At 63.4% G+C, this 25790-nt stretch carries 30 protein-coding genes; 17 read left to right on the top strand and 13 right to left on the bottom strand.

The window, feature by feature from the left end; genetic code table 11:
• Positions 1 to 311: SAM-dependent methyltransferase (locus NKJ32_RS17775; RefSeq protein ID WP_352828313.1), on the bottom strand; the 311-nt coding region annotated here is incomplete at its 3' end.
• 176 nt (positions 312 to 487) lie between these two features.
• Between NKJ32_RS17775 and NKJ32_RS17780 the strand changes: the two genes are divergently transcribed.
• On the top strand, positions 488 to 673 hold the full coding sequence (locus tag NKJ32_RS17780; protein WP_023678975.1) for a hypothetical protein: 186 nt from the start codon (positions 488 to 490) through the stop codon (positions 671 to 673).
• Positions 674 to 936: 263 nt separating this feature from the next.
• Here the strand turns inward: NKJ32_RS17780 and NKJ32_RS17785 are convergent, their stop codons facing one another.
• The 5 genes from NKJ32_RS17785 to rph are packed head-to-tail and all read right to left on the bottom strand — an operon-like array spanning position 937 to position 4246.
• On the bottom strand, positions 937 to 1260 hold the full coding sequence (locus NKJ32_RS17785; RefSeq protein WP_352570195.1) for a low molecular weight protein tyrosine phosphatase family protein: 324 nt from the start codon (positions 1258 to 1260) through the stop codon (positions 937 to 939).
• Positions 1261 to 1264: 4 nt separating this feature from the next.
• Positions 1265 to 2428, bottom strand: coding sequence for a radical SAM family heme chaperone HemW (gene hemW / locus NKJ32_RS17790; protein WP_352570197.1), 1164 nt, complete (start codon positions 2426 to 2428; stop codon positions 1265 to 1267).
• Positions 2425 to 3087 carry an RdgB/HAM1 family non-canonical purine NTP pyrophosphatase gene (gene rdgB, locus NKJ32_RS17795; RefSeq protein ID WP_352570199.1) on the bottom strand — a complete coding sequence of 221 codons (663 nt, stop codon included), beginning with the start codon at positions 3085 to 3087 and terminating at the stop codon, positions 2425 to 2427. Before rdgB ends, hemW begins: the two co-directional genes overlap by 4 nt.
• A complete protein-coding gene (locus tag NKJ32_RS17800; RefSeq protein ID WP_023678980.1) occupies positions 3087 to 3497 on the bottom strand; it encodes a VOC family protein in 411 nt (136 codons plus the stop codon). Before NKJ32_RS17800 ends, rdgB begins: the two co-directional genes overlap by 1 nt.
• Positions 3498 to 3529: 32 nt before the next feature.
• Positions 3530 to 4246 carry a ribonuclease PH gene (gene rph / locus NKJ32_RS17805; RefSeq protein WP_352697382.1) on the bottom strand — a complete coding sequence of 239 codons (717 nt, stop codon included), beginning with the start codon at positions 4244 to 4246 and terminating at the stop codon, positions 3530 to 3532.
• A gap of 146 nt (positions 4247 to 4392) precedes the next feature.
• Between rph and hrcA the strand changes: the two genes are divergently transcribed.
• The 6 genes from hrcA (at position 4393) to NKJ32_RS17835 (ending at position 9845) form a co-directional block, all read left to right on the top strand.
• Positions 4393 to 5505: a heat-inducible transcriptional repressor HrcA gene (gene hrcA / locus NKJ32_RS17810; RefSeq protein ID WP_036239090.1), complete on the top strand. Its 1113-nt coding sequence runs from the start codon at positions 4393 to 4395 to the stop codon at positions 5503 to 5505.
• A gap of 36 nt (positions 5506 to 5541) precedes the next feature.
• Positions 5542 to 5739 (top strand): hypothetical protein, encoded by a 198-nt coding sequence (locus NKJ32_RS17815; RefSeq protein WP_023678983.1) that lies wholly within the window; start codon positions 5542 to 5544, stop codon positions 5737 to 5739.
• A gap of 99 nt (positions 5740 to 5838) precedes the next feature.
• A complete protein-coding gene (locus NKJ32_RS17820) occupies positions 5839 to 7194 on the top strand; it encodes a PQQ-dependent sugar dehydrogenase (RefSeq protein ID WP_023678984.1) in 1356 nt (451 codons plus the stop codon).
• 87 nt (positions 7195 to 7281) lie between these two features.
• The gene (locus NKJ32_RS17825; RefSeq protein ID WP_352570203.1) at positions 7282 to 7899 is read left to right on the top strand and encodes a LysE family translocator; all 618 of its coding nucleotides are present in this window, start codon (positions 7282 to 7284) and stop codon (positions 7897 to 7899) included.
• Positions 7900 to 8065: 166 nt separating this feature from the next.
• Complete coding sequence (gene cysK, locus NKJ32_RS17830; RefSeq protein WP_023678986.1) at positions 8066 to 9046, top strand: cysteine synthase A; 981 nt, start codon at positions 8066 to 8068, stop codon at positions 9044 to 9046.
• A 175-nt stretch (positions 9047 to 9221) separates the two neighbouring features.
• Positions 9222 to 9845, top strand: coding sequence for a glutathione S-transferase family protein (locus tag NKJ32_RS17835; protein ID WP_023678987.1), 624 nt, complete (start codon positions 9222 to 9224; stop codon positions 9843 to 9845).
• A gap of 15 nt (positions 9846 to 9860) precedes the next feature.
• On the opposite strand, the gene NKJ32_RS17840 is transcribed toward NKJ32_RS17835, so the two are convergent.
• Positions 9861 to 11117 (bottom strand): RNA polymerase sigma factor, encoded by a 1257-nt coding sequence (locus tag NKJ32_RS17840; protein ID WP_352570205.1) that lies wholly within the window; start codon positions 11115 to 11117, stop codon positions 9861 to 9863.
• Positions 11117 to 11470 carry a YciI family protein gene (locus tag NKJ32_RS17845; RefSeq protein ID WP_023718846.1) on the bottom strand — a complete coding sequence of 118 codons (354 nt, stop codon included), beginning with the start codon at positions 11468 to 11470 and terminating at the stop codon, positions 11117 to 11119. Before NKJ32_RS17845 ends, NKJ32_RS17840 begins: the two co-directional genes overlap by 1 nt.
• A gap of 258 nt (positions 11471 to 11728) precedes the next feature.
• Between NKJ32_RS17845 and NKJ32_RS17850 the strand changes: the two genes are divergently transcribed.
• The 3 genes from NKJ32_RS17850 (at position 11729) to NKJ32_RS17860 (ending at position 15386) form a co-directional block, all read left to right on the top strand.
• Complete coding sequence (locus NKJ32_RS17850; RefSeq protein WP_352457892.1) at positions 11729 to 12688, top strand: TAXI family TRAP transporter solute-binding subunit; 960 nt, start codon at positions 11729 to 11731, stop codon at positions 12686 to 12688.
• A 221-nt stretch (positions 12689 to 12909) separates the two neighbouring features.
• Entirely contained in the window at positions 12910 to 15006 is a 2097-nt protein-coding gene (locus tag NKJ32_RS17855; RefSeq protein WP_352755716.1) for a TRAP transporter permease, read from the top strand.
• On the top strand, positions 15003 to 15386 hold the full coding sequence (locus tag NKJ32_RS17860; RefSeq protein ID WP_352620838.1) for a DUF1850 domain-containing protein: 384 nt from the start codon (positions 15003 to 15005) through the stop codon (positions 15384 to 15386). The genes NKJ32_RS17855 and NKJ32_RS17860 overlap by 4 nt, the downstream gene beginning before the upstream one ends.
• Here the strand turns inward: NKJ32_RS17860 and NKJ32_RS17865 are convergent.
• The 3 genes from NKJ32_RS17865 to NKJ32_RS17875 all read right to left on the bottom strand — a co-directional run bounded on the left by NKJ32_RS17865 (position 15275) and on the right by NKJ32_RS17875 (position 17860).
• Positions 15275 to 17026, bottom strand: a complete 1752-nt coding sequence (locus tag NKJ32_RS17865) for a saccharopine dehydrogenase family protein (protein WP_352828317.1) — start codon at positions 17024 to 17026, stop codon at positions 15275 to 15277. The two genes, NKJ32_RS17860 and NKJ32_RS17865, sit on opposite strands and share 112 nt — an antisense overlap.
• A gap of 49 nt (positions 17027 to 17075) precedes the next feature.
• Positions 17076 to 17456: a thiol-disulfide oxidoreductase DCC family protein gene (locus NKJ32_RS17870; RefSeq protein ID WP_352620972.1), complete on the bottom strand. Its 381-nt coding sequence runs from the start codon at positions 17454 to 17456 to the stop codon at positions 17076 to 17078.
• Positions 17457 to 17713: 257 nt separating this feature from the next.
• On the bottom strand, positions 17714 to 17860 hold the full coding sequence (locus NKJ32_RS17875; protein ID WP_023678994.1) for a hypothetical protein: 147 nt from the start codon (positions 17858 to 17860) through the stop codon (positions 17714 to 17716).
• A gap of 406 nt (positions 17861 to 18266) precedes the next feature.
• On the opposite strand from NKJ32_RS17875, the gene NKJ32_RS17880 reads away from it, so the two are divergent.
• From NKJ32_RS17880 to ligD, 3 genes are all read left to right on the top strand, one after another.
• The gene (locus tag NKJ32_RS17880; protein ID WP_352473615.1) at positions 18267 to 18773 is read left to right on the top strand and encodes a YciE/YciF ferroxidase family protein; all 507 of its coding nucleotides are present in this window, start codon (positions 18267 to 18269) and stop codon (positions 18771 to 18773) included.
• A gap of 119 nt (positions 18774 to 18892) precedes the next feature.
• Positions 18893 to 19744: a non-homologous end joining protein Ku gene (gene ku / locus NKJ32_RS17885; protein WP_352620834.1), complete on the top strand. Its 852-nt coding sequence runs from the start codon at positions 18893 to 18895 to the stop codon at positions 19742 to 19744.
• Positions 19745 to 19753: 9 nt separating this feature from the next.
• Positions 19754 to 22252, top strand: coding sequence for a DNA ligase D (gene ligD / locus NKJ32_RS17890; protein WP_352620832.1), 2499 nt, complete (start codon positions 19754 to 19756; stop codon positions 22250 to 22252).
• Between the two features lie 119 nt (positions 22253 to 22371).
• Here the strand turns inward: ligD and NKJ32_RS17895 are convergent, their stop codons facing one another.
• Complete coding sequence (locus NKJ32_RS17895) at positions 22372 to 23046, bottom strand: ArsR/SmtB family transcription factor (RefSeq protein ID WP_352620830.1); 675 nt, start codon at positions 23044 to 23046, stop codon at positions 22372 to 22374.
• Between the two features lie 69 nt (positions 23047 to 23115).
• On the opposite strand from NKJ32_RS17895, the gene NKJ32_RS17900 reads away from it, so the two are divergent.
• From NKJ32_RS17900 to NKJ32_RS17910, 3 genes are all read left to right on the top strand, one after another.
• Complete coding sequence (locus NKJ32_RS17900; protein ID WP_352828322.1) at positions 23116 to 23331, top strand: DUF1127 domain-containing protein; 216 nt, start codon at positions 23116 to 23118, stop codon at positions 23329 to 23331.
• A 96-nt stretch (positions 23332 to 23427) separates the two neighbouring features.
• Positions 23428 to 23760 (top strand): NIPSNAP family protein, encoded by a 333-nt coding sequence (locus NKJ32_RS17905; RefSeq protein WP_352575317.1) that lies wholly within the window; start codon positions 23428 to 23430, stop codon positions 23758 to 23760.
• Positions 23757 to 24101 (top strand): antibiotic biosynthesis monooxygenase family protein, encoded by a 345-nt coding sequence (locus NKJ32_RS17910; protein WP_352575316.1) that lies wholly within the window; start codon positions 23757 to 23759, stop codon positions 24099 to 24101. The genes NKJ32_RS17905 and NKJ32_RS17910 overlap by 4 nt, the downstream gene beginning before the upstream one ends.
• 6 nt (positions 24102 to 24107) lie before the next feature.
• Here the strand turns inward: NKJ32_RS17910 and mbfA are convergent, their stop codons facing one another.
• Complete coding sequence (mbfA, locus tag NKJ32_RS17915; protein ID WP_352451856.1) at positions 24108 to 25091, bottom strand: iron exporter MbfA; 984 nt, start codon at positions 25089 to 25091, stop codon at positions 24108 to 24110.
• Positions 25092 to 25272: 181 nt separating this feature from the next.
• On the opposite strand from mbfA, the gene NKJ32_RS17920 reads away from it, so the two are divergent.
• Positions 25273 to 25590: a hypothetical protein gene (locus tag NKJ32_RS17920; RefSeq protein ID WP_023718860.1), complete on the top strand. Its 318-nt coding sequence runs from the start codon at positions 25273 to 25275 to the stop codon at positions 25588 to 25590.
• Positions 25591 to 25790 lie beyond the last annotated feature (200 nt).

Here is a 25790-nt window from a genome sequence, read left to right on the forward strand (position 1 = left end):
TCCGAGATCAGCGATACGCTTTGGCCGGACAGCAGCGCCGAGCTCAGCTTCGGTCCGGCCTCGCCGGCATTGTGCTCGTGGTAGGCGGTGGTGCGGCGGCGGATGCCGTAGCGGTCGAGCAGCACGCGGCTGACACGTGTGTCCTCGCAAGCGACGATATCGGCGGCGGCGAGCGTTTCCAGCGCGCGCAGCGTGATGTCGGCGAGATTGCCGATAGGCGTCGCGACCAGGTAGAGCGCCGGCTCGAGCGGCCGGGCGGCGATTTCGGTCTGCCCGACCACATAACTGCGTTTGGCCGATTCGCCGGTCACCTGCACAACTCCGTTCGACCCTGTTTGGCACGGCTCACGCTTGGTTGCAAAAGCCTGGGTTGCAAAGGCCCTGGTTCCAAAAGGGATGCCGACGTGAACCGGCCGCCATGCCTTCGCCACAGTAGGGAACGAAACCGTTGCCGGCGAATTTTACCCCTGATCTCGGGAGGAGCAGGATGAACAGCCTGACGATACAGGACGTTTTCGAACCCTACTATGCCGGCCGCAAACGCTTCGCCGCGCCATGCGACAAGAGCCTGCCTGCCGAAGCCGCAGATGGCAGAGCCAAGAAGCCGCTTGCACGCCAGCGATCGGCAGAGAGCAAGCCCGCAAACGAAACCGACCGCACGATGGAGCACTGACCGGACGATGCCCAATCGCTTCGACATTTTCATCACCCGCCTCGAAACAAAAAGCGCCCGCGATGGCGCAGCGTCACATTCCACAGACGACCAGCACCATGCCTCACGCGACAAAAGCGAGATCAAGCCGGCCCGTTCCGGAGAGACCAGCGAAAAAGATCGCGCCAAACACCGCCACAAGCACGAGGCTTGACCCCGCAAACCTTAGCGATCGGTCGAGACAGTTCTCGAAGCGCGGTTGCGAATGCTCCGCGATGTATCATTCAACCCAGATACTTCGAGACACGCGCCTCCAGCAGGCCCACCAGAGCCGGGTCCATGAATGCATAGTCGTCGGGAATATCGAGGCAGATTACTCGAGCCTTTTTCAGGCTTGTCTTGAATTTCTGCTGCAGTTTGGCGCGGTGCGTTTTTTCCATCACGAAGATGATGTCGGCCCAGGCGACGAGTTCATGCGTCAACGGTATGTCGGCATCGTGATTAGTGCCGGCCGAAGCGACCTCGATGTCCCGCCGCTTGGAAAACACCTGCTCCGCCGTCGGGCTGCGCAAGCGATGCTGGCTGCAGATGGAGAGAACGTTCTTCAACGTGCTATCTGGCCAAATCCGCCACGACCGCATCGAGCACGATCATGCCGGCCGGCGTGGCGCGCAGGCGGGCATTGCCGATCGGCGCCACCAGGCCTTCGTCCTGCAGCACCGACAGCCGTGCCGTCGACAGGCCGCGCCCTGAAAATGCCTCGTAGCGGGAAAGGTCGATGCCTTCCGCCAGCCTCAGCCCCATCAGCAGGAACTCGTCGGCCTCTTCCGACCGCGTCAGGACCTCGCCGCCGGAAACGCCATGACCCTTGGCCTCGACCAGATTGGCCCAGGTCTCCGGCATTTTCTCGGCGATCGTCACCACGCGGCGGCCATTTTCGACGAACCGGCCATGCGCGCCGGGACCGACGCCGACATATTCGCCATAACGCCAATAGGTGAGATTGTGCCGGCTTTCGGCGCCGGGCCTGGCGTGGTTGGAAATCTCGTAGGCCGGCAGTCCGCGCGCGGCGGTGATCTCCTGCGTTAACGCGTAGAGATCGGCGGCAAGCTCATTGTCTGGAATGATGAATTTCCTTGCCGCATGCAGTGCATGGAACGGCGTGCCTTCCTCGATGGTCAGCTGATAGAGCGACAGATGGTCTGCGGCGTGGCCGATCGCCTGCTCGAGCTCCGCCTGCCACGCTTCCGGCGTCTGACCGGGCCGCGCGTAGATCAGGTCGAACGACAGCCGTGGGAATATCTCGCGCGCCAGGCCGATCGCATGCAGGGCCTCATCGACATTGTGCAAACGGCCGAGGAAGCGCAGATCCTTGTCGTTCAGTGCCTGCACGCCAAGCGACACCCGGTTGACGCCGGCCGCGCGATAGCCGCGAAAGCGCTCGGCCTCGACCGAGGAGGGATTGGCCTCCAGCGTCACCTCGATGCCATCAGGCACCGTCCAGTTCTTCGCCACTGCATCCAGCACCGCCGCCACGGTCTGCGGTTTCATCAGCGATGGCGTGCCGCCGCCAAGAAAGATACTGGTCACCTCGCGCGGCCCGGTGCGGCCGCGCATCGTCGCCAGCTCGGTCTCGAAGGCGCGGGCAAAACGCTCCTGGTCGACCGGCTGGTGGCGGACATGGCTGTTGAAGTCGCAATAGGGGCATTTGGCCGCGCAGAATGGCCAGTGGACATAGACGCCGAAACCGGGGCTGCGGTCGAGCAGCATGGTCATGCGCCGGCCAATCGGGCTTGCGCGAATTTCTGGAAGGCGCGGGCACGGTGCGACAATGCGGTTGGCTGGCCGGGCTTCCAGCCATGCTTTTCCTCCGCGCTCATCTCGCCGAAGGTCTTTTCGAACCCGTAGGGCAAGAACACCGGATCGTAGCCGAAGCCTAGCTCGCCGCGCGGCGGCCATACCAGCGTGCCCTCGACCTCACCGCGAAAATATTCCGCCTGGCCATCGGGGAAGGCCAGGCAGATGACCGCGACAAAGCGGCCCTTGCGCTGGGCAGGCGTGATCGCGCCAACTTCTTGCAAGGCCACTTCCGTGCGCTGCATGGCCATGCCGAAGTCGCGGGAGCCGTCCGGCGTCTCGGCCCAGTTGGCGGTGTAGACGCCGGGTGCGCCGTCGAGCGCATCGACACACAGGCCGGAATCGTCCGACAGCGCCGGCAATCCAGTGGCCTTGGCGGCAGCCAAGGCTTTTATGAGGGCGTTCTCCTCGAAAGTGGTGCCGGTCTCGTCCGGTTCCGGCAGGCCGTATTCCTTTGCGGACTTCGCTTCAATGCCGAATGGCGCCATCAGATCGGCGAATTCCCGCAATTTACCGGCGTTATGGCTGGCGACGACGATCTTATGCCCGTCAAGCGAATGAACAGTTGGCGAATGCATCAGATGCCCCAGATTCTTGGCTCGGCGAATTCGATCGAATTGCCCGACGGGTCGCGAATATAGATCGAGCGGCCGCCCTGCGGCCATTCGAACTCGCTTTCGATGGCAATTTTCTTCGCCTCAAGATGCGCTTTCCAGCGTGGGATTTCATCCGCGCTTGCGGCGAAGCAAAGATGGCCCTGGCCGACCGCGCCATGCGGCGGTACTTTGAGCTTGGCGTCGGCCGGCGGCGGCACTTTGGTCGCCTCGGCATTGAACATAAGCAGCACGCTGTCGCCGCAGCGGAAGAAGAGATGCCTGCCATCGACCTTGCCGAGCAGATCGAGCCCGAGCACGCCCGAATAGAACCGTTCCGCGGCAGCAAGGTCCGTCACGTAGAGTGCTGATTCCAGGATTGCAGAAGGGGTCACAGGATCGCCAATCTCATCAATATTGACCGCAGCTAAGCCACCGCCATTTGCTGCAAGCTGACCAGGCGCTGAATACCTTTCTTGGCGAGCCCCATCAGCGCCGCGAACTGCTCTTCCGAGAACGGCTCGCCCTCGGCCGTGCCTTGGATCTCGACGATGCCGCCCTTGCCGGTCATGACGAAATTGGCGTCGGTACTGGCCGAGGAATCCTCGATATAGTCGAGGTCGATGACCGGCTGGCCATCATGGATGCCGCAGGAGATCGCCGCAACGTGATCCTTCAGCACCTTGCCCAGGCTCGCCATCTGGCGGGTTTCCATCCAGCGCAGGCAGTCGTAGAGCGCCACCCAGCCGCCGGTGATCGAAGCGGTGCGCGTGCCGCCGTCGGCCTGGATCACGTCGCAGTCGACGGTGATCTGCTGCTCGCCGAGCGCCTGCAGATCGACCACGGCGCGCAGGGAGCGGCCGATCAGCCGCTGGATTTCCAGCGTGCGGCCGCCTTGTTTGCCGGCCGAAGCCTCGCGGCGCATGCGCTCGCCGGTCGAACGCGGCAGCATGCCGTATTCCGCCGTCACCCAGCCCTTGCCGGAGTTGCGCATCCAGCCCGGCACCTTTTCCTCCAGGCTGGCCGTACACAGCACATGCGTGTCGCCGAACTTCACCAGGCACGAGCCTTCCGCATGCTTGGAGACGCCGCGCTCGAAGGAGATGGGGCGCATTTCGTCGAATTGGCGTTTGGAAGGGCGCATTCAGGCTTCTTTCTTTCTTCGGAATCTTGGCCGGGGAATCTTGGCCGGCTTGTAGCCGCACGGGGCGTGAGGCGCAAAGGAAAATGGACCGGTTGCGCCGACACCGCGGAAGTCTATATCTTCGGGGCGGAGGTTTTTGGCTCGAAATGACAAAGGCAGTCGATCCCGGTTTGCAGTCGCACGTGCTCCCGTCGCACGCGCTGCAATCGCCCGCGCTTCAATCGCTCGACATGCGTTCGCGCGACATCTTCCGGCGCATCGTCGATTCCTATTTGAGGGATGGCGAGCCGGTCGGTTCGCGCAGCCTGTCGCGCATCCTGCCGTCGTCGCTGTCGCCGGCCACCATCCGCAACGTGATGAGCGACCTTGAGCATCTCGGCCTGATCTATGCGCCGCACATTTCGGCTGGCCGGTTGCCGACCCAGGCAGGCCTGCGCTTCTTCGTCGATGCTTTCATGGAACTTGGTGACCTCTCCGACGAGGAGCGCCGTACCATCGAGGCCCAGGTGCGCGCCTCCGGCTCGGGCGCGACGCTGGAGCATATGCTGACCGAGGCCAGCCAGATGCTGTCCGGCATGTCGCGCGGCGCCGGCCTCGTGCTCGCCGCCAAGAATGAGGTGGCGCTTAAGCACATCGAATTCATCCAGCTCGAGCCGACCAAGGCGCTGGCCGTGCTGGTCTCGCAGAACGGCGACGTCGAAAATCGCGTCATCGATCTGCCCGCCGGCATCACCATCTCGCAATTGCACGAAGCCTCCAACTTCCTCAACGCCCATATCCGCGGCCGCACCCTGGCCGAGGCGCGGGTCGAGATCGCCCGCATCAAGGAAGAGACCAGGGCAGCCCTCGACACGCTGTCGCAGGATCTGGTCGAGAAGGGCCTGGCGGTCTGGGCAGGCGCTGAAAGCGGCGTGCCTGGGCGGCTTATCGTGCGCGGCCGCGCCAATCTCCTGGAAAACGTCACTGCCCAGGCCGACATAGAATTGCTGCGGCATCTGTTTGAGGATCTGGAGACGCAGGATGGGCTGATCCAGCTTCTCGACCTCGCCGAGGCAGGCCCAGGCGTGCGCATATTCATCGGTTCGGAAAACAAGCTGTTTTCGCTGTCTGGCTCCTCGCTGGTGGTGGCACCCTATCGCGACAAGGACGCGCGCGTCGTCGGTGCGCTCGGCGTCATCGGGCCGACGCGGCTGAATTATGCGCGCATAGTACCGATGGTCGACTATACCGCGCAGCTGATTTCGCGCATGCTGAGCTAGGAGCCGCCGCGGGCCTGCCGCAAGGAGGAGAAAAGAATGGCGCTGGAATCGTTCAAGGCCCAGATCAGTCTGCTGCTCGAAGAAATGATCAACCAGCCAGAGGATCAGCACGAGGTGCAAGAGCAGTTGCGCGAGAAGCTGCAAGAGATGCGGGCGATGGGTCTGCCGCTGCCGGCCGATCTGGTCGCGCTGGAAAAGCGCCTCGACGACGACTTTTACGCCTCTGGCAACTGAACGGGTTCGGCTTCAAATCCTCGTGTGCTGGACGGCCGCTTGGAACGATCAATACCTGATGCCGTTTGCCCTGTTCGAGGCGAATCCCGGAGGACGTTGATGATCCGATCTGGCGGCTTTGCGGCCGTTGCCGCTGCCCTCCTTGTTGCGACACCGGCAGCCGCCCAGCAGGCGGACCAGAATGTGCTCAAAGGCGAAGCCGCGTTTGGCGATTGGCACGCCGACAGGCCTGGCGTCCGACGCCTGATTGGGCCGCGAGACATGCCGGCAGCCGACCCCGCCCAATCCGCTTCGAACGGCGCCGGCGTGGCGGAACGGCCCGAACGCGCCAAGCCAGAATTGCCGTCGGGCTTTTCGGCTGAAATGATCGCATCCGGCATCGTCAATCCACGTGTCGTGCGCGTCGCTCCGAATGGCGACCTGTTTGTTGCCAACAGCCATGCCGACCAAATACGCGTCTATCGTCTCGCCGAGGGCAGCGCCAAGCCCATCGAGAAAGCGATCTTCGCCAAGGGGCTCAATTATCCCTACGGCATCGCCTTCTATCCGCCAGGAGACAAACCGCAATGGGTTTATGTCGCGAACAGCGACAGCATCGTCCGCTTCCCCTATCGCGATGGCGACCTGAAGACATCCGGCAAACCAGAAACCATTGTCGCCCAAATCCCGTCGGGTGGTCACACGACCCGCGACATCGCCTTCTCGCAGGACGGCAAAACGCTTTATTTGTCGGTTGGCTCCGCCTCGAACGTCGCCGAGGATATAGGTAAGGAGCCGGATAGCGGCCTCGACGCCTGGGCCAAATCAAAGCCGCTCGGGGCGGCCTGGGGCTCCGAGGACGGCCGTGCCGATGTGCTCGCCTTTGACCCGGATGGGAAAAATCCCCGAACTGTCGCCACCGGCCTGCGCAACTGTACGGGCATGACCGTGCAGCCCGCCACCGGCGCATTGTGGTGCGTCGTCAATGAGCGCGACGAACTCGGCGACAATGTGCCGTTCGAATTTGCAACAGCGGTCAAGGACGGCGGATTCTATGGTTGGCCTTGGTACTACATCGGCAATAACGAGGATCCGCGCCATCAGGGCGAGCGGCCAGACCTCGCCGGCAAGGCCACTGTCCCCGATGTATTGATGCAGGCGCATTCGGCGCCGATGAATATAGCCTTCTACGACGGCAAGAACTTCCCGGCGGATTATCAGGGTGACGCCTTCGTCGCCATGCATGGTTCGTGGAACCGTGGCGCCAGGACCGGCTACAAGGTGGTGAGGCTCAAATTCAGGGATGGCAAGCCGACAGGCGAATATGAGGACTTCATGACCGGCTTCGTCATCTCGAACGACGCCGTCTGGGGCCGACCGGTCGGTGTCGCGATGGCCAAGGACGGCTCGCTGATCGTCACCGAGGACGGCAACGGCACCATCTGGCGCATTACCTACGAAGACGGCCGCTCCTGAACGGCGGTGTCGCCTGCTGCGCTGGCGCAATCGAATTCGGCCCGAGGGAATTCACCCAACTTCAACATTGTGCGACAAGCGCCAATCATGACACTCACCGGGTTCCTCGCCTATAGCGCCGCCCTCGGCATCGCCGCAGCCATCCCCGGCCCAGGCGTCACCGCGCTTGTCGCGCGTGCGCTGGGTTCCGGCTTCCGCTCGTCGCTGGCCATGTCGTTCGGGCTGATGCTCGGCGACCTGACCTATTTGACTGCCGTGGTGCTCGGCCTGGCTTTCGTCGCACAGACTTTCGGCATGGTCTTCCTGGCCATCAAATGGCTGGGCGTCGCCTACCTCGCCTTTCTTGGCTGGCGTTTCTGGACGAGCGGCATCACGCCCGAGACGGTGGAGGCCAAGAAAGGCAAGGGCGGCTTGACATCCAGCTTTATAGCCGGCCTCGCCGTCACGCTCGGCAATCCGAAGACGATGATCTTCTATCTTGCCATCACCCCGACCATCGTCGATCTGAAGACGATCACGCTGGCCGATTACGGCATTCTTGTCGCGCTCACCATCGTCGTCCTGCTCGTCGTGCTGGTGCCCTATCTGGCGCTGGCGGCCAAGGCGCGCTGGTTCCTGAAGTCGCCGCGGGCGCTGAGGGCACTCAACCGCACCGCCGCCGGCTTCATGGTCGGTGCGGCGGCGGCAATTGCTGCCCGCCAATAAATCTCTTTCGCCAATCCGCCCAAGGATTGCCACGCCTTGCAAGGGCGGGGGTACTCAGCACGAACTTCACTCGGATATTTTTCGATCGACAGCCTATCTTGCGCGGCGGATGGCTCTATCCTAGGCCCCGCCCGACTCTTGCCGCTTGACCTCTGGGAGGAAATCAATGAACAAGCCCGCCACCCCCGCACACGTGCCCGGCCGCGGCCGCATCTACAATTCGATCACCGAGACGATCGGCGACACGCCGCTGGTGCGGCTTGATAAATTCGCCAGGGAGAAGGGCGTCGTCGCCAATCTGCTGGCCAAGCTCGAATTCTTCAACCCGATCGCCTCGGTCAAGGACCGCATCGGCGTGTCGATGATCGAGGCATTGGAGGCTTCGGGCAGGATTACGCCCGGCAAGACCACCCTGATCGAGCCGACCTCGGGCAATACCGGCATCGCGCTCGCCTTTGCCGCCGCTGCCAAGGGCTACAAGCTGATCCTGACCATGCCGGAAACCATGTCGGTCGAACGCCGCAAGATGCTGGCTCTGCTCGGTGCCGAACTGGTGCTGACCGAAGGGCCGAAAGGCATGAAGGGCGCCATCGCCAAGGCGGACGAGCTGGCGGCAACGCTGCCCGACGCTGTCATTCCGCAGCAATTCGAAAACCCGGCCAATCCGGAAATCCATCGCCGCACCACGGCCGAGGAAATCTGGAACGACACCCATGGCGAAGTCGATATCTTCGTTGCCGGCATCGGGACCGGCGGCACCATCACCGGCGTCGGCCAGGTGCTGAAGAAGCGTAAGCCCTCGGTGCATGTCGTCGCCGTCGAACCGGAAGCCTCGCCGGTGCTGTCGGGCGGCCAGCCAGGCCCGCACAAGATCCAGGGCATTGGCGCCGGCTTCGCGCCAAAAATCCTCGACACGACGATCTATGACGAAATCGTCAAGGTCTCGAACGAGGATTCGGTTGCCAATGCACGGCTCGTCGCTCGGCTCGAAGGTGTGCCGGTCGGCATCTCGTCGGGTGCCGCCCTGCAAGCGGCGATCGTCGTCGGCTCGCGGGCCGAGAACAAGGGCAAGAACCTCGTCGTCGTCATCCCCTCTTTCGCCGAGCGCTATCTCTCGACGATCCTGTTCGAGGGATTGGGCGCTTAGACACGAGCGTTTTTGACCGGTCAGTAGCGATCCTTCGCGATGCCCTCCGACATCAAATACTCTGTATCACGCGTCGGCGTGGACCGCTGAAAAACCACCTGTGGCGGGCGTCGTTCGCTTGAGCGGCGGGTCCCTTCCGTATCAAATCGTCGCTGCCCGGCAGGTGGAGGACTTCATGTACAAGCTCTATACGCGTGCCAATACCGGCGGCTTTGTCATCGAGGCGGCGCTCGCTTTGGCGGGCGTGCCTTTCGACCAGATCGACGTTCCGAAGGGCCGACCCGACCAGGCCTTTTTAGATATCAGCCCCTTGAACCAGGTGCCGGTCCTGATCTTGCCGGACGGACGCTCGATGACCGAATCGGCGGCGATCTGCATCCTGCTGGCCGAGCGCCACCCGGAAGCAGGACTGGCGCCCGCAGCAAGTTCGGCTGACCGTGCCGACTTCCTGCGCTGGATGTTTTTCATGTCCTCCGTCATCTATTCGGCTGACCTGCGGTTCTTCTACGCTCATCGCTACACGACCGATCCCCGCGGCGTGGACGCTGTCAAACGGGCGGCGGTCTCGGAAATGGATCGCAGCTTCGCCATTCTCGATGCCGCCCTCGCAGGCCATGACTGGCTGGCCGGCGACCAACTCTCGCTGGCCGACATCTATCTCGTCATGTTGGTGGCCTGGCATCCGGAGGTCGCGAAGGTTCCAACCGCTTGGCCGAATATCGGACGCCTGTGGGCCAATTTGCGGGAACATCGAGTGATAAAGAGGCTGAATGCTTCCCACGACATGTGGCCGGCCTAAGCACTCCGCCTTGTCTCAGTGTCTTTCCGCGTGGCCGAGCCATGCCCGTCGTTCCTGCAGGAACCGGCGCACGGCCGGATCGCGTTCGAGGCCGATAGCCCGGTCATAGGCCTCGCTCGCTTGCGGAACTTTGCCGAGTCTGGCCAGCAGGCCCGCGCGGGCGGCCCAGTAAGGTTGATAGTCATACAGGCGCTTGTCGCCGCTGAGTTGATCAAGCGCGCCCAATCCTTCTGAAGCACCTTCGGCCTCGGCAATCGCCACCGCACGGTTGATCGACACCACCGGCGAGCCGGCAATCACCGACAGCGCGTCGTAGAGCTCCTTGATCGCGACCCAGTCGGTACAACCGGTCAGCCGCCGTGTCGTATGGGCGGATTGCACGGCGGCCTCGAGCTGGTAGCGGCCGACAACACCCTCGGCGGCCGCGCGCCCGAGCAGCGCCTCCGCTTCATCGATCAGGGTGTCGTCCCACAATGCAAGATCCTGCTCGGCCAGCGGCACATAGTCACCCGCCGCATTGCGCCGGGCTGCACGCCGCGCCTCGGCGAACAGCATCAGCGCCAGCAGGCCGAGTGCTTCCGGCTCATCCGGCATCAGCGAGGCGATCAGACGGCCGAGCCAGATGCCTTCGGTCGCGAGATTGCGGCGCCGCGTTTCGGTGCCGGCCGGGTCGGACCAACCTTCGGCAAACGCCGCGTAGATCGCTTCCAGAACGGTGCCCAGCCGCTCGCCGAGCTCGGCCCGCTCCGGCACGCGGAACGGAATGCCTGTCTCGCGAATTCGCGTCTTGGCGCGCACCAGGCGCTGGCTCATCGTGGCTGGCGAGACAAGAAAAGCCGAGGCGATGGTCGCTGCGTCGAAGCCCAGGACCGTCTGCAGGATCAGCGGTGCTCGCACGCCGGCCTCAATCGCGGGATGGGCGCAGGCAAACATGAGCCTGAGCCGCTCGTCCGGCAGGTCTTCCTCGGCCATGCGCGCCTCCATCTCCTCGGCGATGAGTCTGAGGTGGTCGCGGCCCGCCTCGCGTGTCAGCCGCCGTCTGACCGCGTCGACGCGGCGCTTGCGTGCCACCGCCAGCAGCCAGGCTTCCGGCTTGTCGGGCACGCCCGCCTGTGGCCAACGCTCGAGCGCCGCTGCAAAGGCATCGGCCAATGCGTCCTCTGCAGCGGCCACGTCGCGCGTGCGTGCGGCGAGATAGGCGACCAGCTTGCCGTAGCTTTGCCGGGCGGCCGCTTCCGCCGCCGCCCGCGCAGTATCGGGCAATTCCGGCATCACATGGTGAGTTCCCAGATCGGCCGCACCTCTACCGTGCCGGTGCTGGCGCCCGGGCAGCGCGCCGCCCAGGCAATGGCGGCGTCGACGTCCTCCGCTTCGATCATATAGAAGCCGGCAAGCTGCTCCTTGGTGTCGGCATAGGGGCCGTCGAGCACGTTGGTCTTGCCATTGGCCATCCGCACCGAGGTAGCGGATTGCGTCGGCTTCAGCCGGTCGCCGGCGAGCCAGGCGCCGGATTTCTTCAACGCTTCGGTGTAGGCGACGTACGCGCTCGACATCTGTGTCACCGCATCTGCTGGCGCGGCTGCCATCCCCGCTTCGTTTCCATAGATCAAAAGCATGTATCGCATGGTCTTCTCCCGTTTCTCGAAGGCCGCATCGTTGCGAGCCGGACTTATGTCGCGCGGCCCTGCCGGATTTCGACAAGCGCTGGAAAAATCTTTCTGCCGCGATACGACCTCGCGCAAGCGCCAACGTGTTGCGGCACTGCTTAGCCGTTCGTCTAATCGCTGCTATTGCGGGTTGGCATTTCCCGCCCGCTGTCTAAACTCGCTTCGCTTCATGCCGCCGAGGAGGGAACGGCGACGAATTTTCAGGGAGGAAATCGCATGCTCAATTTCAGGACGAAATTTGTTGCAGCCGGCGTGCTGGCGCTGTCGCTTGGCCTTGGCGCGGTATCGGTCAAGGCACAGGAATTCATCAACGTGCTGACCGGCGGCACTTCCGGCGTCTACTATCCGCTCGGCGTCGCGCTGTCGGAAATCTACGGCAAGGGCATCGAAGGCGCGCGCACCCAGGTGCAGGCGACGAAAGCGTCGGTCGAAAACCTCAACCTGCTGCAGCAGGGCAAGGGCGAGATCGCCTTTGCGCTCGGCGATTCCGTGAAGCTGGCCGCCGAAGGCAATACCGAAGCAGGCTTCCCAGGCAAGCTCGACAAGCTGCGCGGCATTGCCGCCATCTATCCCAATTACATCCAGATCGTCGCCAGCAAGGAATCCGGCATCAAGACGCTCGCCGATCTCAAGGGCAAGAGCCTTTCGGTCGGCGCGCCGGCCTCAGGCACCGAGCTCAACGCCCGCACGATATTTGCCGCTGCCGGGCTGAAATACGAAGACCTCGGGCGGATCGAATATCTGCCCTTCGCCGAATCGGTGGAGCTGATCAAGAACCGCCAGCTCGACGCCACGCTGCAGTCGGCTGGCCTTGGGGTCGCGTCGATCCGTGACCTCGCCACCTCAGTGCCGGTAAACATCGTTGCCGTGCCGGCGGAGGACGTCGCCAAGATCGGCTCGCCCTACCTTTCCGTGGTCATCCCCAAGGGCACCTACGAGGGCCAGACCGAGGATGTTGCGACCGCCGCCGTCGGCAATTTCCTGATCACCAGCGCCGATGTCTCCGACGAGACCGCCTACCAGATGACGAAACTGCTGTTCGAGCATCTCGACCAGCTCACCGCTGCCCACGCCGCCGCCAAGGCGATCGACCCGGCCAAGGCGCTCGACGGCATGCCGGTGCCGCTGCATCCAGGCGCCGAGAGGTATTACAAGGAAAAGGGATTGGTGAAGTAAGGAGCCATCCCTCCCCCTTGAGGAGAAGGTGAACAGCTGCCGAAGGCGAATGGACGGGTGGGGTCGGGTGTCGGGCCGCCCCCTCGCCCCCCCCCCCCCCCCGCGGCGGCGGGGGAGTGCCGGCCACCCCCGCCAACAGGGGCCCCCCCCCCCCCCCCCCGCCTCGCTTCGCTCGGCACCCTCCCCTCGAGGAGGGGACCGCCCCGCCAGGAACCCCGCTAATGACCGTAACCCCGACCGTTCTTTCCCCCACAGCGGAAGCTCCTGTCGAAGGATTGCCGCCTGGCTTCGGCGAAGGCATCGCCGGCAAGGCGGTTTTTTTTATCGCCATCGCCTTCTCCATCTTCCAAATCTACATCGCCGCCTATGGCAGCCTGCCGAGCCAGGTCATACGCGCCATGCATGTCGGCTTCCTGCTGCTGCTCGGCTTTGCCCTAATCGCCAATCTGCGCGCCAAAAGCGTCCCGGCGAAAGCAGTGTTCTGGGCGCTCGGCCTGCTTGGTTTCGCTACCGGTCTGTACAATTGGGTGTTCTATGCCGACCTCATCCGCCGCTCCGGCTTTCTCACCACGCCTGACCTGATCGTCGGCGCGGTGCTGGTCGTGCTGGTCTTCGAGGCGGCGCGGCGGTTAATGGGGCTGCCGCTCGCCGTCATTGCCTTCATCTTTCTCGCCTACGCATTTGCCGGCAATCATCTGCCGCCGCCGTTCATCCATCGCGGTTATGATTTCGCCCAGCTCGTCGACACCTTCGCCTATGGCACCGAAGGCATCTACGGCACGCCGATCTATGTCTCGGCCGCCTACATCTTCATCTTCGTCGTTTTCGCCGCCTTTCTTGAGCGCGCCGGCATGATCGCGCTGTTCAACGATTTTGCGCTTGGCCTGGTCGGCTCATGGCGCGGCGGCCCGGCGCAAGTCTGCGTGCTGTCCTCGGCGCTGATGGGCACCATTTCCGGCTCCGGCGTCGCCAATGTGGTGGCCAGCGGCCAGTTCACCATCCCGCTGATGAAGCGCTTCGGTTTCCGCTCGGCTTTCGCCGGCGCCGTCGAGGCGACCTCGTCGATGGGCGGCCAGATCATGCCGCCGGTGATGGGAGCGGTTGCCTTTATCATGGCCGAGACCCTGAACATCCCCTATGCTGCGGTGGTCAAGGCGGCGATCATTCCGGCGCTGCTCTATTTCGGCGCCTGTTTCTGGCAGGTGCACCTGGAAGCCGGCAAGGCCGGCCTGCACGGCATGGCCAAGGCTGACCTGCCCAATCCGTGGGATGCGGTGAGACAACATTGGCCGCTGGTACTGCCTCTCGCAGCACTGATCTACCTGCTGTTTGCCGGCTACACACCGGTGTTCGCCGGCACCATGGGCCTGGCGTTGACCATTGTGCTTATCCTCGGCACGCCGCTGGCAGCATCGATCGGGCCGCTCGCCTTCCGCATCGTCTTCTGGCTGGCGCTCGGGCTTGCCGCGGCTTCCTTCATGAAATTCGGCGTCAACATCCTCAGCCTGGTCATCGCCGTGCTGGTCGCCGCCTGCCTCACCTTCAAGGGCGGGCGCGAGACGCTGCGCATATGCGTGGATTCCCTTGCCGAAGGAGCAAAGAACGCGCTGCCGGTCGGCATTGCCTGCGCCATTGTCGGCATCGTCATCGGCACGTTGACGCTTACCGGCATCGCCTCGACCTTCATCGGCTGGATCATCTCGATCGGCGAGAACAATCTGTTCCTGTCGCTGCTTTTGACCATGCTCACCTGCCTGGTGCTCGGCATGGGCATACCGACCATTCCCAACTACATCATCACTTCGTCGCTGGCCGGGCCAGCGCTGCTGTCGCTCGGCGTGCCGTTGGTGGTCAGCCATATGTTCGTCTTCTATTTCGGCATCATGGCCGATCTCACCCCGCCTGTGGCGCTGGCCGCCTTCGCCGCCGCGCCCATGGCCAAGGAAAGCGGCCTCAAGATCGGCATCCAGGCCACCAAGCTTGCCATTGCCGGCTTCGTTGTGCCGTTCATGGCGGTCTATACCCCGGCGCTGATGCTGCAGGACCCCGGCCCGATCGCCGCCCAGTTCGGCTATCCCGTCGAGGTCGCCTATATCGTCATCAAAGCCTGCATGGGTATCGTCCTGTGGGGCGCCGCGGCCGTCGGATTTCTCGCCCGGCGCATGGCCTGGTGGGAACGCCTCGTCGCCTTCGCCGCCGGCGTGCTGCTGGTTGCGGCGCTGCCGCTCACCGACGAGGCGGGCTGGGCGCTGTCCCTTGCCTGGATCGGCTGGCACTGCTGGCGCGCGCGGCAGGCTTCGCTGGCTAATTCAGCATGAGCCTCTGCATCGTCGCGGCCGGCAAGACGGTGACGCTCGCGGTTGCTGCCTTCACGCTCTCCTGGGTGCATTCGGTGGAGAAGACCCAGTGGCAGGAAGACTGGAAGGTGCTGCCGTCCGGCCTGCAGCTGGTCGAGGCCCGCATCAAGGGATCGGGCGCCGGGATGGAGCCGCCGCAAGGCTCGGTGCTGAGAAACGGCTGGTGGGTCTATGCGCCCAACGTCAGGCCACAGCGGCGCCTCGCGCTCGCCGCCTCGGGCGCCACGGGTCAGGGCTGGACGCTGTGCACGGCGCAGGATTGTCGCGAACTGGCCAAGCTGGCAGGCGGCACGATCTCGCTGGAGCCGTGCGGGCCGGAGGGCTCCAGCCAGCCGCGGTAGCGGGCGATCATGCCGGCAAGCGGATGCGAGATCTCGACATGGAAGCGGAAGCGGCCATCCTTCACCGTTTCGTAGGAAGTCGAGCGTGGACCGAGCCACATCGGAAGCGGCAGGCCAAAAAAACTCCAGCGGCGCAACACCAGCGCCAGCCGGCCGTCTTCGGCAACCAGCGCCATCGCGAAGGTCAGCGGGCCGAAGCGTTCGCACAGCAAGCGCTGCGATCGACCCCGGCCTGCGGACTGTAGGCTCGAAAAACTGTGCTTGCCGAATGTCCGGGTCCAGGTCTCGCTGTCCTTGTCGGTGTCGAAGCGGACATGAACCGGGATGTCCTCGCTTGCCCCGGGGAAGCCGACCGTCCAGGCCATTAGCCGGCCAAGAACATTGCGCCCGCGTTCGACGCGCGCGCGGCCTGCGGCCGTGATCGTACGGTCATGCATTGACCGAATTGCCTCGGGAAGGCCTTGCCAGGCGGCACCGAGCAGCTCGGCATAAAGCGGCTTGTCCTCGTCCGCCGCCCCGTTCCTGAAGCCGGTGTAGATCGTCCGCCCGGCGAACAGGGCCTCATAGTCCCGGAGCTCCAAATCGCGCACGGCCGCCCGTGCGCCCGGCGCGGGCTGATGTCCGGCCAGCGCTTTGCGGACGAGCGCTTCGACCGCCATCGACGGGATCAGCGGCCCGTCATTGCCCTCCGCCAGGAGATGCCACGAGCGCCTGACGATGGCGCCCGCCCGATCCGATCCCTCGACCTCGACGAACATGCCGCCGCGATGCTCGCCCCAGCGCAGCCGGTTCGTTGCCTGATGCATCAGCGGCGCCAGCGGCGAAAGCGAACCGATCAATCCGGCGCGCACCAGCCAGGCGAGGCCGATCAGGGCGCGCTGCAGCACCTCGGGTATCGGCCCGGCTCCCATCCAGATCGTCCTCGCCTCCGGCCAAAGCGCGGCCAAGGCGCGCAGGTCCGGAACGTCGACCAGAGAAAACAGCGTGTTTCGAAGCGGCAGCCGGCCCGGCGGCGCGATAGTGTAGCGCAGCTGCTTGGTAAACGGACGGCCTTGTTCGGGACGGCCATTGCGAACAAGCCGCACCGGCCGACCGGCATAACCGGCGATAGCCCGGATGACGTTCCCGCCGACGCCGGCAAAGGGCGAAGGCGCGATGCCGCCGCGAATGCCGTCGACCCGCGTCAGGTCCGAAGACAGGCGACGCACCACCGCCGCCGTCAGCACCGGAAAGCTCGAGACGCCGGACAGCACGAAGACGCCGGCGTTTCGCGCCGCCTCGTCGAACGCAGAGACACCGGCGACGAAATCCGAGCCGTCGGCTAGATCGAGATAGTTGATGCGCCGGGCGATGCAGGCCTCGATCAGGCGATAGCGTCCCTCGCCATAGGCCTGGAACGGACCGCTCGCGTCGACTACAATATCAGGCTCAAATGCAGCGAGTTGCGCGGCGAGATCGCCGTCACGGTCGAACAGTGCCGGCACCAGCTGGGCTGCTGTCGGGGCGCGCTTCTTGCAATACGCGTCAGCCTTGGCGAGCGAGCGCCCGGCGACAAAGAGGATCAGATGCGGCTCGCCCTCCAAAAGCTCGACGGTGCGACCGCCAAAGGTGCCATAGCCGCCGACGACAAGAACCTTCATCCGCAGTTCCCCCAAAATGCCCCGCCCGCTCCCGGCCACGGCAACGAACCTAGCCGATCAATCTTGCCCTCACCTTGGCGGAAGGGATTTCGCAATTGTCCTTCTTGCCGAACAGGGCGTAGCGGTTCTTTGCGATGCGGTCGTAGAGCCAGTCGCGAAGCGGGCGCGGCAACAGCAGCAGGATCCGGGCCGCCCGCCACGGCCAGCCGAGTTCGGCCATGACGGCAACGAAACTGTCCAGGCGGGTGAAAGCCGCGCCATCGACGATGACGAGATTGGTCTCGTAGCGATCCGTCCGCAGCCCGTATTTCTTGAACAGCATCTCGCCGAAGGGCGACTGCGCCGTTACGAAATGGAAGCGGCCCTTGCGGTCGAGCTTCACCACCATGCGCACAAAGCCCGAGCACAACACGCAAATACCGTCGAACACGATCAACGGGCGACTTGATTCGAATTCTGGCGGCTCAGGAGAATGGTTCGGCTTGACGATCACGTGACGCCCGGCAGCTGGTGTCAGGCGACACTAGACCTGCCGGCGGCTGGATCAAAGCCCGGAATGCTAGAGGCTTGGCGTTGTCGCACGCCGTCTGTCGGTCAGCGCAGGGCGCTCGGCGCGATAGGTCGTTGACCGATTGTCGGCGTCGGGCCGGCAGATACGGCTGTCGTGACGGCTCTCCATGCTCATCATCAGCGCACGCTGATCCCAAGCGTGTTGCCACGGCGCGCGCAGGCGGGGCCTGGGCCGCGCATATAATAGCGCTCAGGCCGATAGGTCGGCGCGACGAATTCGCGGATGGCGGCGGCATAGCCGGCGATTTGATTCCAGAAGCTCATTTTACTCGGTCCCTGTCCCGTTTCGGATGTCCCTTCCGAATTGCGGGGATCATAGCGTCCAGGCGTGAATAGTCGGTGAACGCGATGTTAATCTCTGGTCGAAAATGCCTTTGTTCATGGCTGGAATGCGGCTGATTCGCGGTGTTTCCATGCAGTCCGTCGGCATTTCGTCCAGTGTGACTTTTGCATCACATATGTTTCGCCTGAATGTCGCAGAGGCGCGGTTTTGTTTCAGGTTTGCCGGACCGCGAAATTTCCGTGCACGCGGCCGGAAAACCAGGAACCGGCCCGTCAGCCGCACGTTGATTTCCCAGTGCCGGGACGAACCGGCTCCGCAGGCTGTGGTGCTCGGGTGGGCCGCAGCCAAAAAATCCGAAACTGCAAGAGCAATGGAAAGGCAAAGGCCATGGGTTTCTTTTCGAAGGATATCAAAACCCTCGACGACCTCTTCGTGCACACGCTGCGCGACATCTATTACGCTGAAAAACAGATCGAGAAATCGCTGCCGAAGATGATCGACAAGGCGAGTGATCCGCAGCTGAAAGCCGGCTTTGAGAAACATCTCGCTCAGACCAAGGGTCATATCCAGCGTGTCGAGCAGGTGTTCGAACTGCACGGCGTGAAGGCCAAGCAGGTCGACTGCCCGGCCATCGACGGCATTCTCGAAGAAGCCGACGACGTCAGCGGCGACATCGCCGACAAGGAGGTCCTCGACGCTGCGCTGATCGCCTCCGCCCAGGCGGTCGAGCATTATGAGATGACCCGCTACGGCACCCTGATTGCTTGGGCCAAGCAACTGGGCCGCAGCGACTGCGCCAATGTGTTGGCCAACAACCTCAAGGAGGAGCAGGCAACCGACCGCAAGCTTACCGAAATAGCGGAAAGCAAGGTCAACCTGCAAGCCGCCGAGTAGGGCAGTGGGCGAGAACAAGGCAAGGCTGGGTTGAAAGCTCGGACTTGCCTTTTGCGCCGCCGGAACCGGAACGGACTTTGCCCGTTCTCGGTTGAACATTGTCGCGCAGGGAGTTTGTCATGGCGCCGCGCCCGGCCTGGAGAGGGTATCTCAAGCTTTCGCTGGTCACTTGCGCCGTCGAACTGACCAATGTTGTCACCCAGGCCGAGAAAGTCTCGTTCCGCGTGCTCAACCGCAAGACCGGCAATACCGTCAAGCGCGTCTATGTCGATTCGGCAAGCGGCAAGCCGCTCGATGAAGGCGACGAGATCAAGGGCTACGAGATCGGCGACGGCGACTTCGTCCAAATCGAGGAGGAGGAGATCGAAGCCGTGCAGATCGAATCCTCGCATACGATGAGCCTCGATGGTTTCATCGAAAAATCCTCGATCCAGCAGATCTATCTCGATGCGCACTATTATGTGACGCCTGCGGACGAGGTCTCCGAAGAGGCCTTCGCCGTCATCCGCGACGCCATGGCCGCCAAGAAGACGGCGGGGCTAGCCCGCATTGTGCTCTATCGCCGCGAACGTCCGGTGGTCATCGAGCCGTTGGGCAAGGGTCTGCTGCTGACGACCTTGCGCTATGGCGATACGGTTCGCAGGCCCGAGATGGTGTTCGGCGACATCAAGACGGTGAAGACCGACGCCGAGATGATCAGGCTGGCCGAACACATCGTCGATGAGAAACAGGCGACGTTCGATCCTTCCGAATTCGAGGACAAATACGAAAACGCCCTGATCGAGCTGGTCCGCGCCAAGAAGGCCGGCAAGAAGGCACCGAAGACCAAGGCGGAACCACGGCCCTCCAACGTCGTCAACCTCTTCGATGCGCTGAAGAAGAGCCTTTCGTCGGAAGCCGGTGCGCCGGCAAAGACCGGACGCCCGGCAAAAGGCGCCAAGTCCAAAGCCGCCCGGCGCAAATCTGCTTAGGATCCGCCCATGGCCAGCCTCGAGCAGTATCACGCCAAGCGCAATTTCAAGAAGACGGCCGAACCAGCCGGCAAGGTTTCGCGCGGCAAGAAAGCCGTGCCGGGTGGCATCTTCGTCATCCACAAGCATGCCGCCACCAGGCTTCACTACGACCTTCGTCTCGAGCACGGCGGCGTGCTGTGGAGCTGGGCGGTGACGCGAGGCCCGAGCCTCGACCCGCACGAAAAGCGGCTCGCCGTGCATGTCGAGGACCACCCGATCGACTATGCGCCGTTTGAAGGCACCATCCCGAAGGACCAATATGGCGGCGGCTCGGTCATTGTCTGGGATGAGGGAACTTGGGTCCCCGATGGCGACCCGGCAAAGGCGATGAAGAAAGGCCATATCAGTTTCGAACTGCATGGCCACAAATTGCATGGCGCATGGCATCTGGTGCGGCTGAAGCCGCGTCCGGGCGAAAAGCGTGACAACTGGTTGCTGATCAAATCCGACGATGCCGCCGCGCGTCCAGGCGAGGACATTTTGCAGGAGGCGCCGCAATCGGTGAAATCCGGCCTGACCATCGAGGAGGTCGGCGAAGGCAAGACCGCCGACGGCAAGAAGCCAAGGGTCTGGCAGTCCGACAGGCCGGCTACCGGCAAGAAGGCAGTCGCGGCAAGGCGGCTCGAATTCATCGAACCGGCGCTCGCAACGCTGGAGCGGGACGCGCCGCCCGGCAAGGACTGGCTGCATGAGGTGAAGTTCGACGGCTATCGCATGCAGTCGCAGCTTGCCGGCACCGAGGTGCGGCTTTTGACACGCGCCGGCCTCGACTGGACCGACAAATTCGGTGGCGCAATTGTCGCGGCACTTGGCGGCCTGAAATGCACCGATGCGATCATCGACGGCGAAATCGTCGTGCTGGCGGATAACGGCGTCTCGTCATTCTCGCTGCTGCAGCAAGATCTGTCGGCGGGCCGCACGGATCGTTTCATCTACTACGTTTTCGACCTGTTGCGTCTCAACGGTGAGGATATCCGTTCCGAGCCGCTGGTCGAGCGCAAGGAAAGGCTGCGCACTTTGCTCGCCGGACAGGCCGAGGATCAGGCCGTGCGCTTCAGCGACCACTTTGCCGAGCCCGGCAAGATCATGCTGGAGCATGCTTGCCGGCTGGGGCTCGAAGGCGTCGTCTCCAAGCGTGCCGATGCGCCCTACCGCAGCGGTCGTGTTCCCTCGTGGGTGAAGTCGAAATGCACGGCGCGCCAGGAATTCGTCATCGGCGGCTATATGCCGTCGGACAAGACCGGGCGCGGCCTGCGCTCGCTGCTGGTTGGCTATCACGAGGGCGGCAAGCTGCGCTATGCCGGCCGCGTCGGCACCGGCTTCACGGCCAAAAGCACCAACGAGCTGAAGAAGAGGCTTGATGCGCTGAAGACGACAACCTCGCCCTTCGACAGGGCGGTGCCAAGGGGCAAGGGGCTGGTCTGGGTCAAGCCCGAACTTGTCGGCGAAGTGGAGTTTCGCAGTTGGACGTCGGACCGTATAATACGCCACGCGTCGTTCCAGGGATTGCGCGAGGACAAGCCGGCGGAGGAAGTCGTGCAGGAGAAACCGAAAGCACGCTCAGCCACGGCCGAGCCGAGGCCAAAGCCCGCCGAACCCGCCGGCGCGGCGAAAACCTCGGTTACACTGTCCCGCCCCGACAAGCTTCTGTGGCCCGAGGAGAACGTATCGAAGCAGGATCTGGTTGATCACTACGCGCTGGTCTGGCCGCGCATGAAGCAATTCGTCATCAACCGGCCGCTCAGCCTCGTGCGGGCGCCGGACGGCGTTGGCGGCCAACGGTTCTTCCAAAAACATGCCTCGGCCGGCATGCACGACAAGATCGCAGTGATGAAGGATCCCACCGACGGCGAGGAGATATTGTTCATCCGCGATTTCGACGGTGTCGTGGCCCTGGTGCAGCTCGGCGTCGTCGAGATCCACATCTGGGGCTCGACCACGGACGAACTGGAAAAACCCGACCAGATCATCTTCGATCTCGATCCCGACGAGGGTGTCGACGTGAAGGCAGTGCGTGCCGCGGCGCTCGATATCCGCAGCCGGCTCGACGAACTGTCCCTGCCTAATTTCGTCAAGACCTCGGGCGGCAAGGGCTATCATGTCCTCGTCCCGCTGAAGCCGTCGGCGGACTGGGACGAGGTCAAAGGCTTCGCCCATGAGTTCGCCCGAGCGCTCGAGCAAGCCGCACCCGACCGCTACACGGCGACGCTGTCGAAGAAGGCGCGCACGGGCAAGATTTTCGTCGATTATCTGCGCAACGGCCGCGGCGCCACCACGGTTGCGCCTTATTCGTCGCGCGCCAAAAAAGGCGCCACGATATCGATGCCAGTGACCTGGGCGGAAATCGAGGCCGGATTGCCGCCGAACGCCTTTCCGATCGGCGACAAGACGACGCTGAAGCGGCTCGGGCAAGCCGATCCCTGGGCGGATTTTTTCAAGCAGGCCAAGCCGCTCAAGCGCGGCTAATGCATGTCGCGCAAAAATGTGCAGCGGTTTGCGACAACGACATGCTTCAAAACAAAAAGTTACAGCGGTTCGGCGTTTCCGTGAAACGACGAACCGTTCTAGCGCATTGAAGCGAGCCGTCAGGCGAGAAACGTCGTCTCGAAGGCCTGCTTGCCTACCGGTGAAAAGATCACGGCACGGCTGTCCTTCTCGCGCCGTGCCCATTTCTCGGCGAGGATCTTGTCGAGAATGGCGGCGCCCAGCGTGCCGGCGAGGTGCGAGCGCCTCACGCTCCAGTCGAGGCAGGCGCGGCACACCGGTCGCCGCGCTTTGGTATGGATGTCGATGCCGATCGCGGCGAAATGCGAGGCGGCCGACGGCCCAAGCTGGATCACCTTGTCGTCGCGCAGGAGCGCTTGTCGAGCCACAAGACGGTCCAGCATCGCCACCGCCTGCTCGCCGGCGAGGTGGTCGTAGCAGACCCGCGCCACGCGCATGGCCGCGTCGCGAGGGCCGGGTCGCACCCTCTGCGGTCCGACCGCAGCGGCGACGCCGGTGATGGCTTCGATCATTCCCGCCACCTGCGGGCCTGCGAGGCCGTAATAGCGGTGCCGCCCCTGGCTCGCCAGTGTCAGCAGCCCGCCTTCCATCAGCTTCGACAGATGCGAGCTCGCTGTCGGAAGCGACACCCCGGCTTCGAGTGCCAGTTCGCTCGCCGTCAGTGCCGTGCCGCCCATCAGTGCGGACAACATGTTTGCCCGCGCCGGATCGCCCACCAGGCTGGCAATTCGGGCTATGTCAGGTCCTTCGCGCATAGTTCGTTCCTCATCGAAGCATCCTCGTCAGATAAAGCATTAGTCTCGATGCAAATCAAGGAGACAACGATGCCTGCAAGGACCATTCTCAGCGCCGCGCCTGCTCGCCGGCCGTTCCCGTTCATTGTCTTGCGCCGCTTGCGGCTGCGGCTCCTGAAGCGGTGGTACGACCGTCATTTGCAGCGTCTCGACCTCGCCGAGATCGACGATTATCTGCTGCGTGACCTTGGCCTGACACCTGAAGACGTCCGCCGCGAATGCGCGAAATCGTTCTGGCAGGCATGATCAGCGAGGGATTTGCCTAGCATATCGACCTTCGGAACGTTTCGATCCGGCTCGAACTGTGACCGCAAGATAACATCCACCGCCAAGGAGGCGAAAATGACCATCACCTGCTTCATCCGCTACGAGATCGATCCGTTCGGCAAGGCGGCGTTCGAGGAATATGCACGCAATTGGGGGCAGGCGATCCCGCGCTGCGGCGCCGATCTGATCGGCTATTTCGCGCCGCACGAAGGCTCGGCCAACACGGCTTATGCCGCCTACAACATCGACAGTCTTGCGGCCTACGAAGCCTACCGCGCCCGGCTCGCCGCCGATCCCGCCGGCAAGGCGAACTACGAGTTCGCCCGACGGGAAAAATTCATTCTGAAGGAGGACCGCATCTTCCTCAAGCTGGCCTCCGGGCCGCATGCTCCTTTGGTGAAGCCATGATCGCCGTCATCTTCGAGGTCGAGCCGGCGGCGGGCAAGCGCGATGCCTATCTCGGCATCGCCGCCGACCTGCGCCCACTGCTCGACGGCATCGACGGTTTCCTGTCGATCGAGCGCTTCCAGAGCCTTGCCGATCCGAACCGCATCCTGTCGCTGTCCTTCTGGCGCGACGAGGACGCGGTGAAGGCCTGGCGCAACACGCAGGAACATCGGCAGGCGCAGAAGGCCGGGCGCGGCGGTATCTTTGCGGACTATCGTTTGCGCATCGCCCATGTCGTGCGCGATTACGGCCTGACCGAACGCGCCGAGGCGCCTCAGGACAGCCAGGCGGTAAATGGTTAAGGACTGTTAGGCATTCCCGATCAGCACCCCTGCCGCAAACACCAGCGCGCCACCCAGCACCACCTGGAAGGCGGCGCGCCAGAATGGCGTCTGCATGTAGCGGTTCTGCACGAAGGCGATCGCCCACAGCTCGAAGAAAACCACCACGGCGGCGACAATGGTCGCCGTCCAAAAAAGCGGGATTAGATAGGGCAGCGCATGGCCGAGCCCGCCCAGCGTCGTCATGACGCCGACGGTCAGCCCGCGTTTTGCCGGCGAGCCGCGGCCCGATAATTTGCCGTCGTCGGAAGCCACCTCGGTGAAACCCATCGAGATGCCAGCGCCGATCGAGGCGGCAAGCCCGACCAGAAAGGTCTGGAACGTATCATGCGTGGCAAAGGCGGCGGCAAAGATCGGCGCCAGCGTCGACACCGAGCCATCCATCAGCCCGGCCAGCCCCGGTTGGACATAGGTCAGGATGAACTGGCGCTGCTCGGCTGCCGTTTCTTCGTCCTTGACCGCGCCCGGCACATGCTTTTGCTCCAGCCGCTGCGCCAGTGTCTCGTGGCCCTGTTCTGCGATCGCCAGGTCGTCGAGCAGCTTTCGCGTCGACGCATCGCCTGTGCGTTTGGCCGCCTCGATATAGAACAGGTAGGCCTGCCGCTCCATGGCCTCGGCTTGGCTGCGCACATGATCGATGCCGAGCGGCCTCACCAGCCAGTCCGGCTTGCGTTCGTAATAGCCCTTCACATGTTCGCGCCGGATCAGCGGTATGCGCTCGCCGAAACGCTTGCGGTAAAGCTCGATCAGCGAATCGCGATGGCCGTCCTCCTCCTCCGCCATCTCCTCGAACACCTTGGCCGATTGCGGAAAGCTCTCCGCCAGCCCGTCGGCATAGGCGCGATAGATGCGCCCGTCATCCTCCTCGGAGGAGATGGCGAGCGCCAGAATCTCCTGTTCCGAGAGCGATTCAAAGGGACGGCGGCCGAAGCCGAAAACGCGGGAAAGCATGAGAAATTCACCCCAGTTTAGAACAGTTCTAAACTAGGGCCTCGCACGTCGCCGGTCAATCGTGTGCGCTCCACTCATGCTCAAAAGGTACAGGCTTCAAAATCCCGAACACATCGCCGTTGCTATCGGCAAACGTTCACTTATATAACCGAATCTCAACCAAGAGAAAGGAACGCCGCAGATGCCGGAAAAACAGCAGCCGTTTGATCCCAAACCGGTTCTCGATCTTATCGCTAATATCGAGGCGGATCTGCAGCGCCTGAAAGGCCTGGTCGAGCAGCAGGTCGAAAAATTTGATCCCGCCAATCCGCACAACAAGGCTCCCGACGGCAAGTTGACCGAGGAGGGTGTCGAGTGCTGCTATCGCCTGTTCGACGAGGGCAAGTCGCGCTATTCGGTTGCCCAGCAGATGAAGATCTCCTTCGCCGCCGCCACCCACCGCTTCAACACCTGGCGCAAGATGGGCGGCCCCAAACGGCAAAAGACGCTGTTGGGGTGAGGAGCGGCAGGCTATGCCGGTCAATCGACAACGATTTGTCGACTGAAGCGACGAATGCATGGCAGAGGGCCGAGGAGGCGGTGGGGACAGTCACGCCCCACTCTCCTGCCTCCAAGGACGAATTGTAACGGTCACATTTTTTCATTGGTGCGCCGCCTCCCTTTCCGTGCAGCATAGGCGGTCTCATCTCTTGCAGGACC

It is taken from the genome of Mesorhizobium sp. M0159 (genome assembly GCF_040322295.1).
Classification (GTDB): Bacteria; Pseudomonadota; Alphaproteobacteria; order Rhizobiales; family Rhizobiaceae; genus Mesorhizobium.

Excerpts from the sequence above, each read along its gene's own strand:
- NKJ32_RS17860 (WP_352620838.1), top strand. The coding sequence starts at position 15,003 with ATGAGCCTCTGCATCGTCGCGGCCGGCAAGACGGTGACGCTCGCGGTT.
- NKJ32_RS17865 (WP_352828317.1), bottom strand. The coding sequence starts at position 17,026 with ATGAAGGTTCTTGTCGTCGGCGGCTATGGCACCTTTGGCGGTCGCACC.
- ligD (WP_352620832.1), top strand. The coding sequence starts at position 19,754 with ATGGCCAGCCTCGAGCAGTATCACGCCAAGCGCAATTTCAAGAAGACG.
- cysK (WP_023678986.1), top strand. The coding sequence starts at position 8,066 with ATGAACAAGCCCGCCACCCCCGCACACGTGCCCGGCCGCGGCCGCATC.
- NKJ32_RS17850 (WP_352457892.1), top strand. The coding sequence starts at position 11,729 with ATGCTCAATTTCAGGACGAAATTTGTTGCAGCCGGCGTGCTGGCGCTG.
- NKJ32_RS17840 (WP_352570205.1), bottom strand. The coding sequence starts at position 11,117 with ATGCCGGAATTGCCCGATACTGCGCGGGCGGCGGCGGAAGCGGCCGCC.
- NKJ32_RS17900 (WP_352828322.1), top strand. The coding sequence starts at position 23,116 with ATGCCTGCAAGGACCATTCTCAGCGCCGCGCCTGCTCGCCGGCCGTTC.
- mbfA (WP_352451856.1), bottom strand. The coding sequence starts at position 25,091 with ATGCTTTCCCGCGTTTTCGGCTTCGGCCGCCGTCCCTTTGAATCGCTC.
- ku (WP_352620834.1), top strand. The coding sequence starts at position 18,893 with ATGGCGCCGCGCCCGGCCTGGAGAGGGTATCTCAAGCTTTCGCTGGTC.
- NKJ32_RS17845 (WP_023718846.1), bottom strand. The coding sequence starts at position 11,470 with ATGCGATACATGCTTTTGATCTATGGAAACGAAGCGGGGATGGCAGCC.
- NKJ32_RS17815 (WP_023678983.1), top strand. The coding sequence starts at position 5,542 with ATGGCGCTGGAATCGTTCAAGGCCCAGATCAGTCTGCTGCTCGAAGAA.
- NKJ32_RS17820 (WP_023678984.1), top strand. The coding sequence starts at position 5,839 with ATGATCCGATCTGGCGGCTTTGCGGCCGTTGCCGCTGCCCTCCTTGTT.
- NKJ32_RS17910 (WP_352575316.1), top strand. The coding sequence starts at position 23,757 with ATGATCGCCGTCATCTTCGAGGTCGAGCCGGCGGCGGGCAAGCGCGAT.
- hemW (WP_352570197.1), bottom strand. The coding sequence starts at position 2,428 with ATGACCATGCTGCTCGACCGCAGCCCCGGTTTCGGCGTCTATGTCCAC.
- NKJ32_RS17905 (WP_352575317.1), top strand. The coding sequence starts at position 23,428 with ATGACCATCACCTGCTTCATCCGCTACGAGATCGATCCGTTCGGCAAG.
- NKJ32_RS17920 (WP_023718860.1), top strand. The coding sequence starts at position 25,273 with ATGCCGGAAAAACAGCAGCCGTTTGATCCCAAACCGGTTCTCGATCTT.
- NKJ32_RS17780 (WP_023678975.1), top strand. The coding sequence starts at position 488 with ATGAACAGCCTGACGATACAGGACGTTTTCGAACCCTACTATGCCGGC.
- rdgB (WP_352570199.1), bottom strand. The coding sequence starts at position 3,087 with ATGCATTCGCCAACTGTTCATTCGCTTGACGGGCATAAGATCGTCGTC.
- NKJ32_RS17835 (WP_023678987.1), top strand. The coding sequence starts at position 9,222 with ATGTACAAGCTCTATACGCGTGCCAATACCGGCGGCTTTGTCATCGAG.
- NKJ32_RS17895 (WP_352620830.1), bottom strand. The coding sequence starts at position 23,046 with ATGCGCGAAGGACCTGACATAGCCCGAATTGCCAGCCTGGTGGGCGAT.
- rph (WP_352697382.1), bottom strand. The coding sequence starts at position 4,246 with ATGCGCCCTTCCAAACGCCAATTCGACGAAATGCGCCCCATCTCCTTC.
- NKJ32_RS17855 (WP_352755716.1), top strand. The coding sequence starts at position 12,910 with ATGACCGTAACCCCGACCGTTCTTTCCCCCACAGCGGAAGCTCCTGTC.
- NKJ32_RS17875 (WP_023678994.1), bottom strand. The coding sequence starts at position 17,860 with ATGAGCTTCTGGAATCAAATCGCCGGCTATGCCGCCGCCATCCGCGAA.
- NKJ32_RS17825 (WP_352570203.1), top strand. The coding sequence starts at position 7,282 with ATGACACTCACCGGGTTCCTCGCCTATAGCGCCGCCCTCGGCATCGCC.
- hrcA (WP_036239090.1), top strand. The coding sequence starts at position 4,393 with ATGACAAAGGCAGTCGATCCCGGTTTGCAGTCGCACGTGCTCCCGTCG.
- NKJ32_RS17880 (WP_352473615.1), top strand. The coding sequence starts at position 18,267 with ATGGGTTTCTTTTCGAAGGATATCAAAACCCTCGACGACCTCTTCGTG.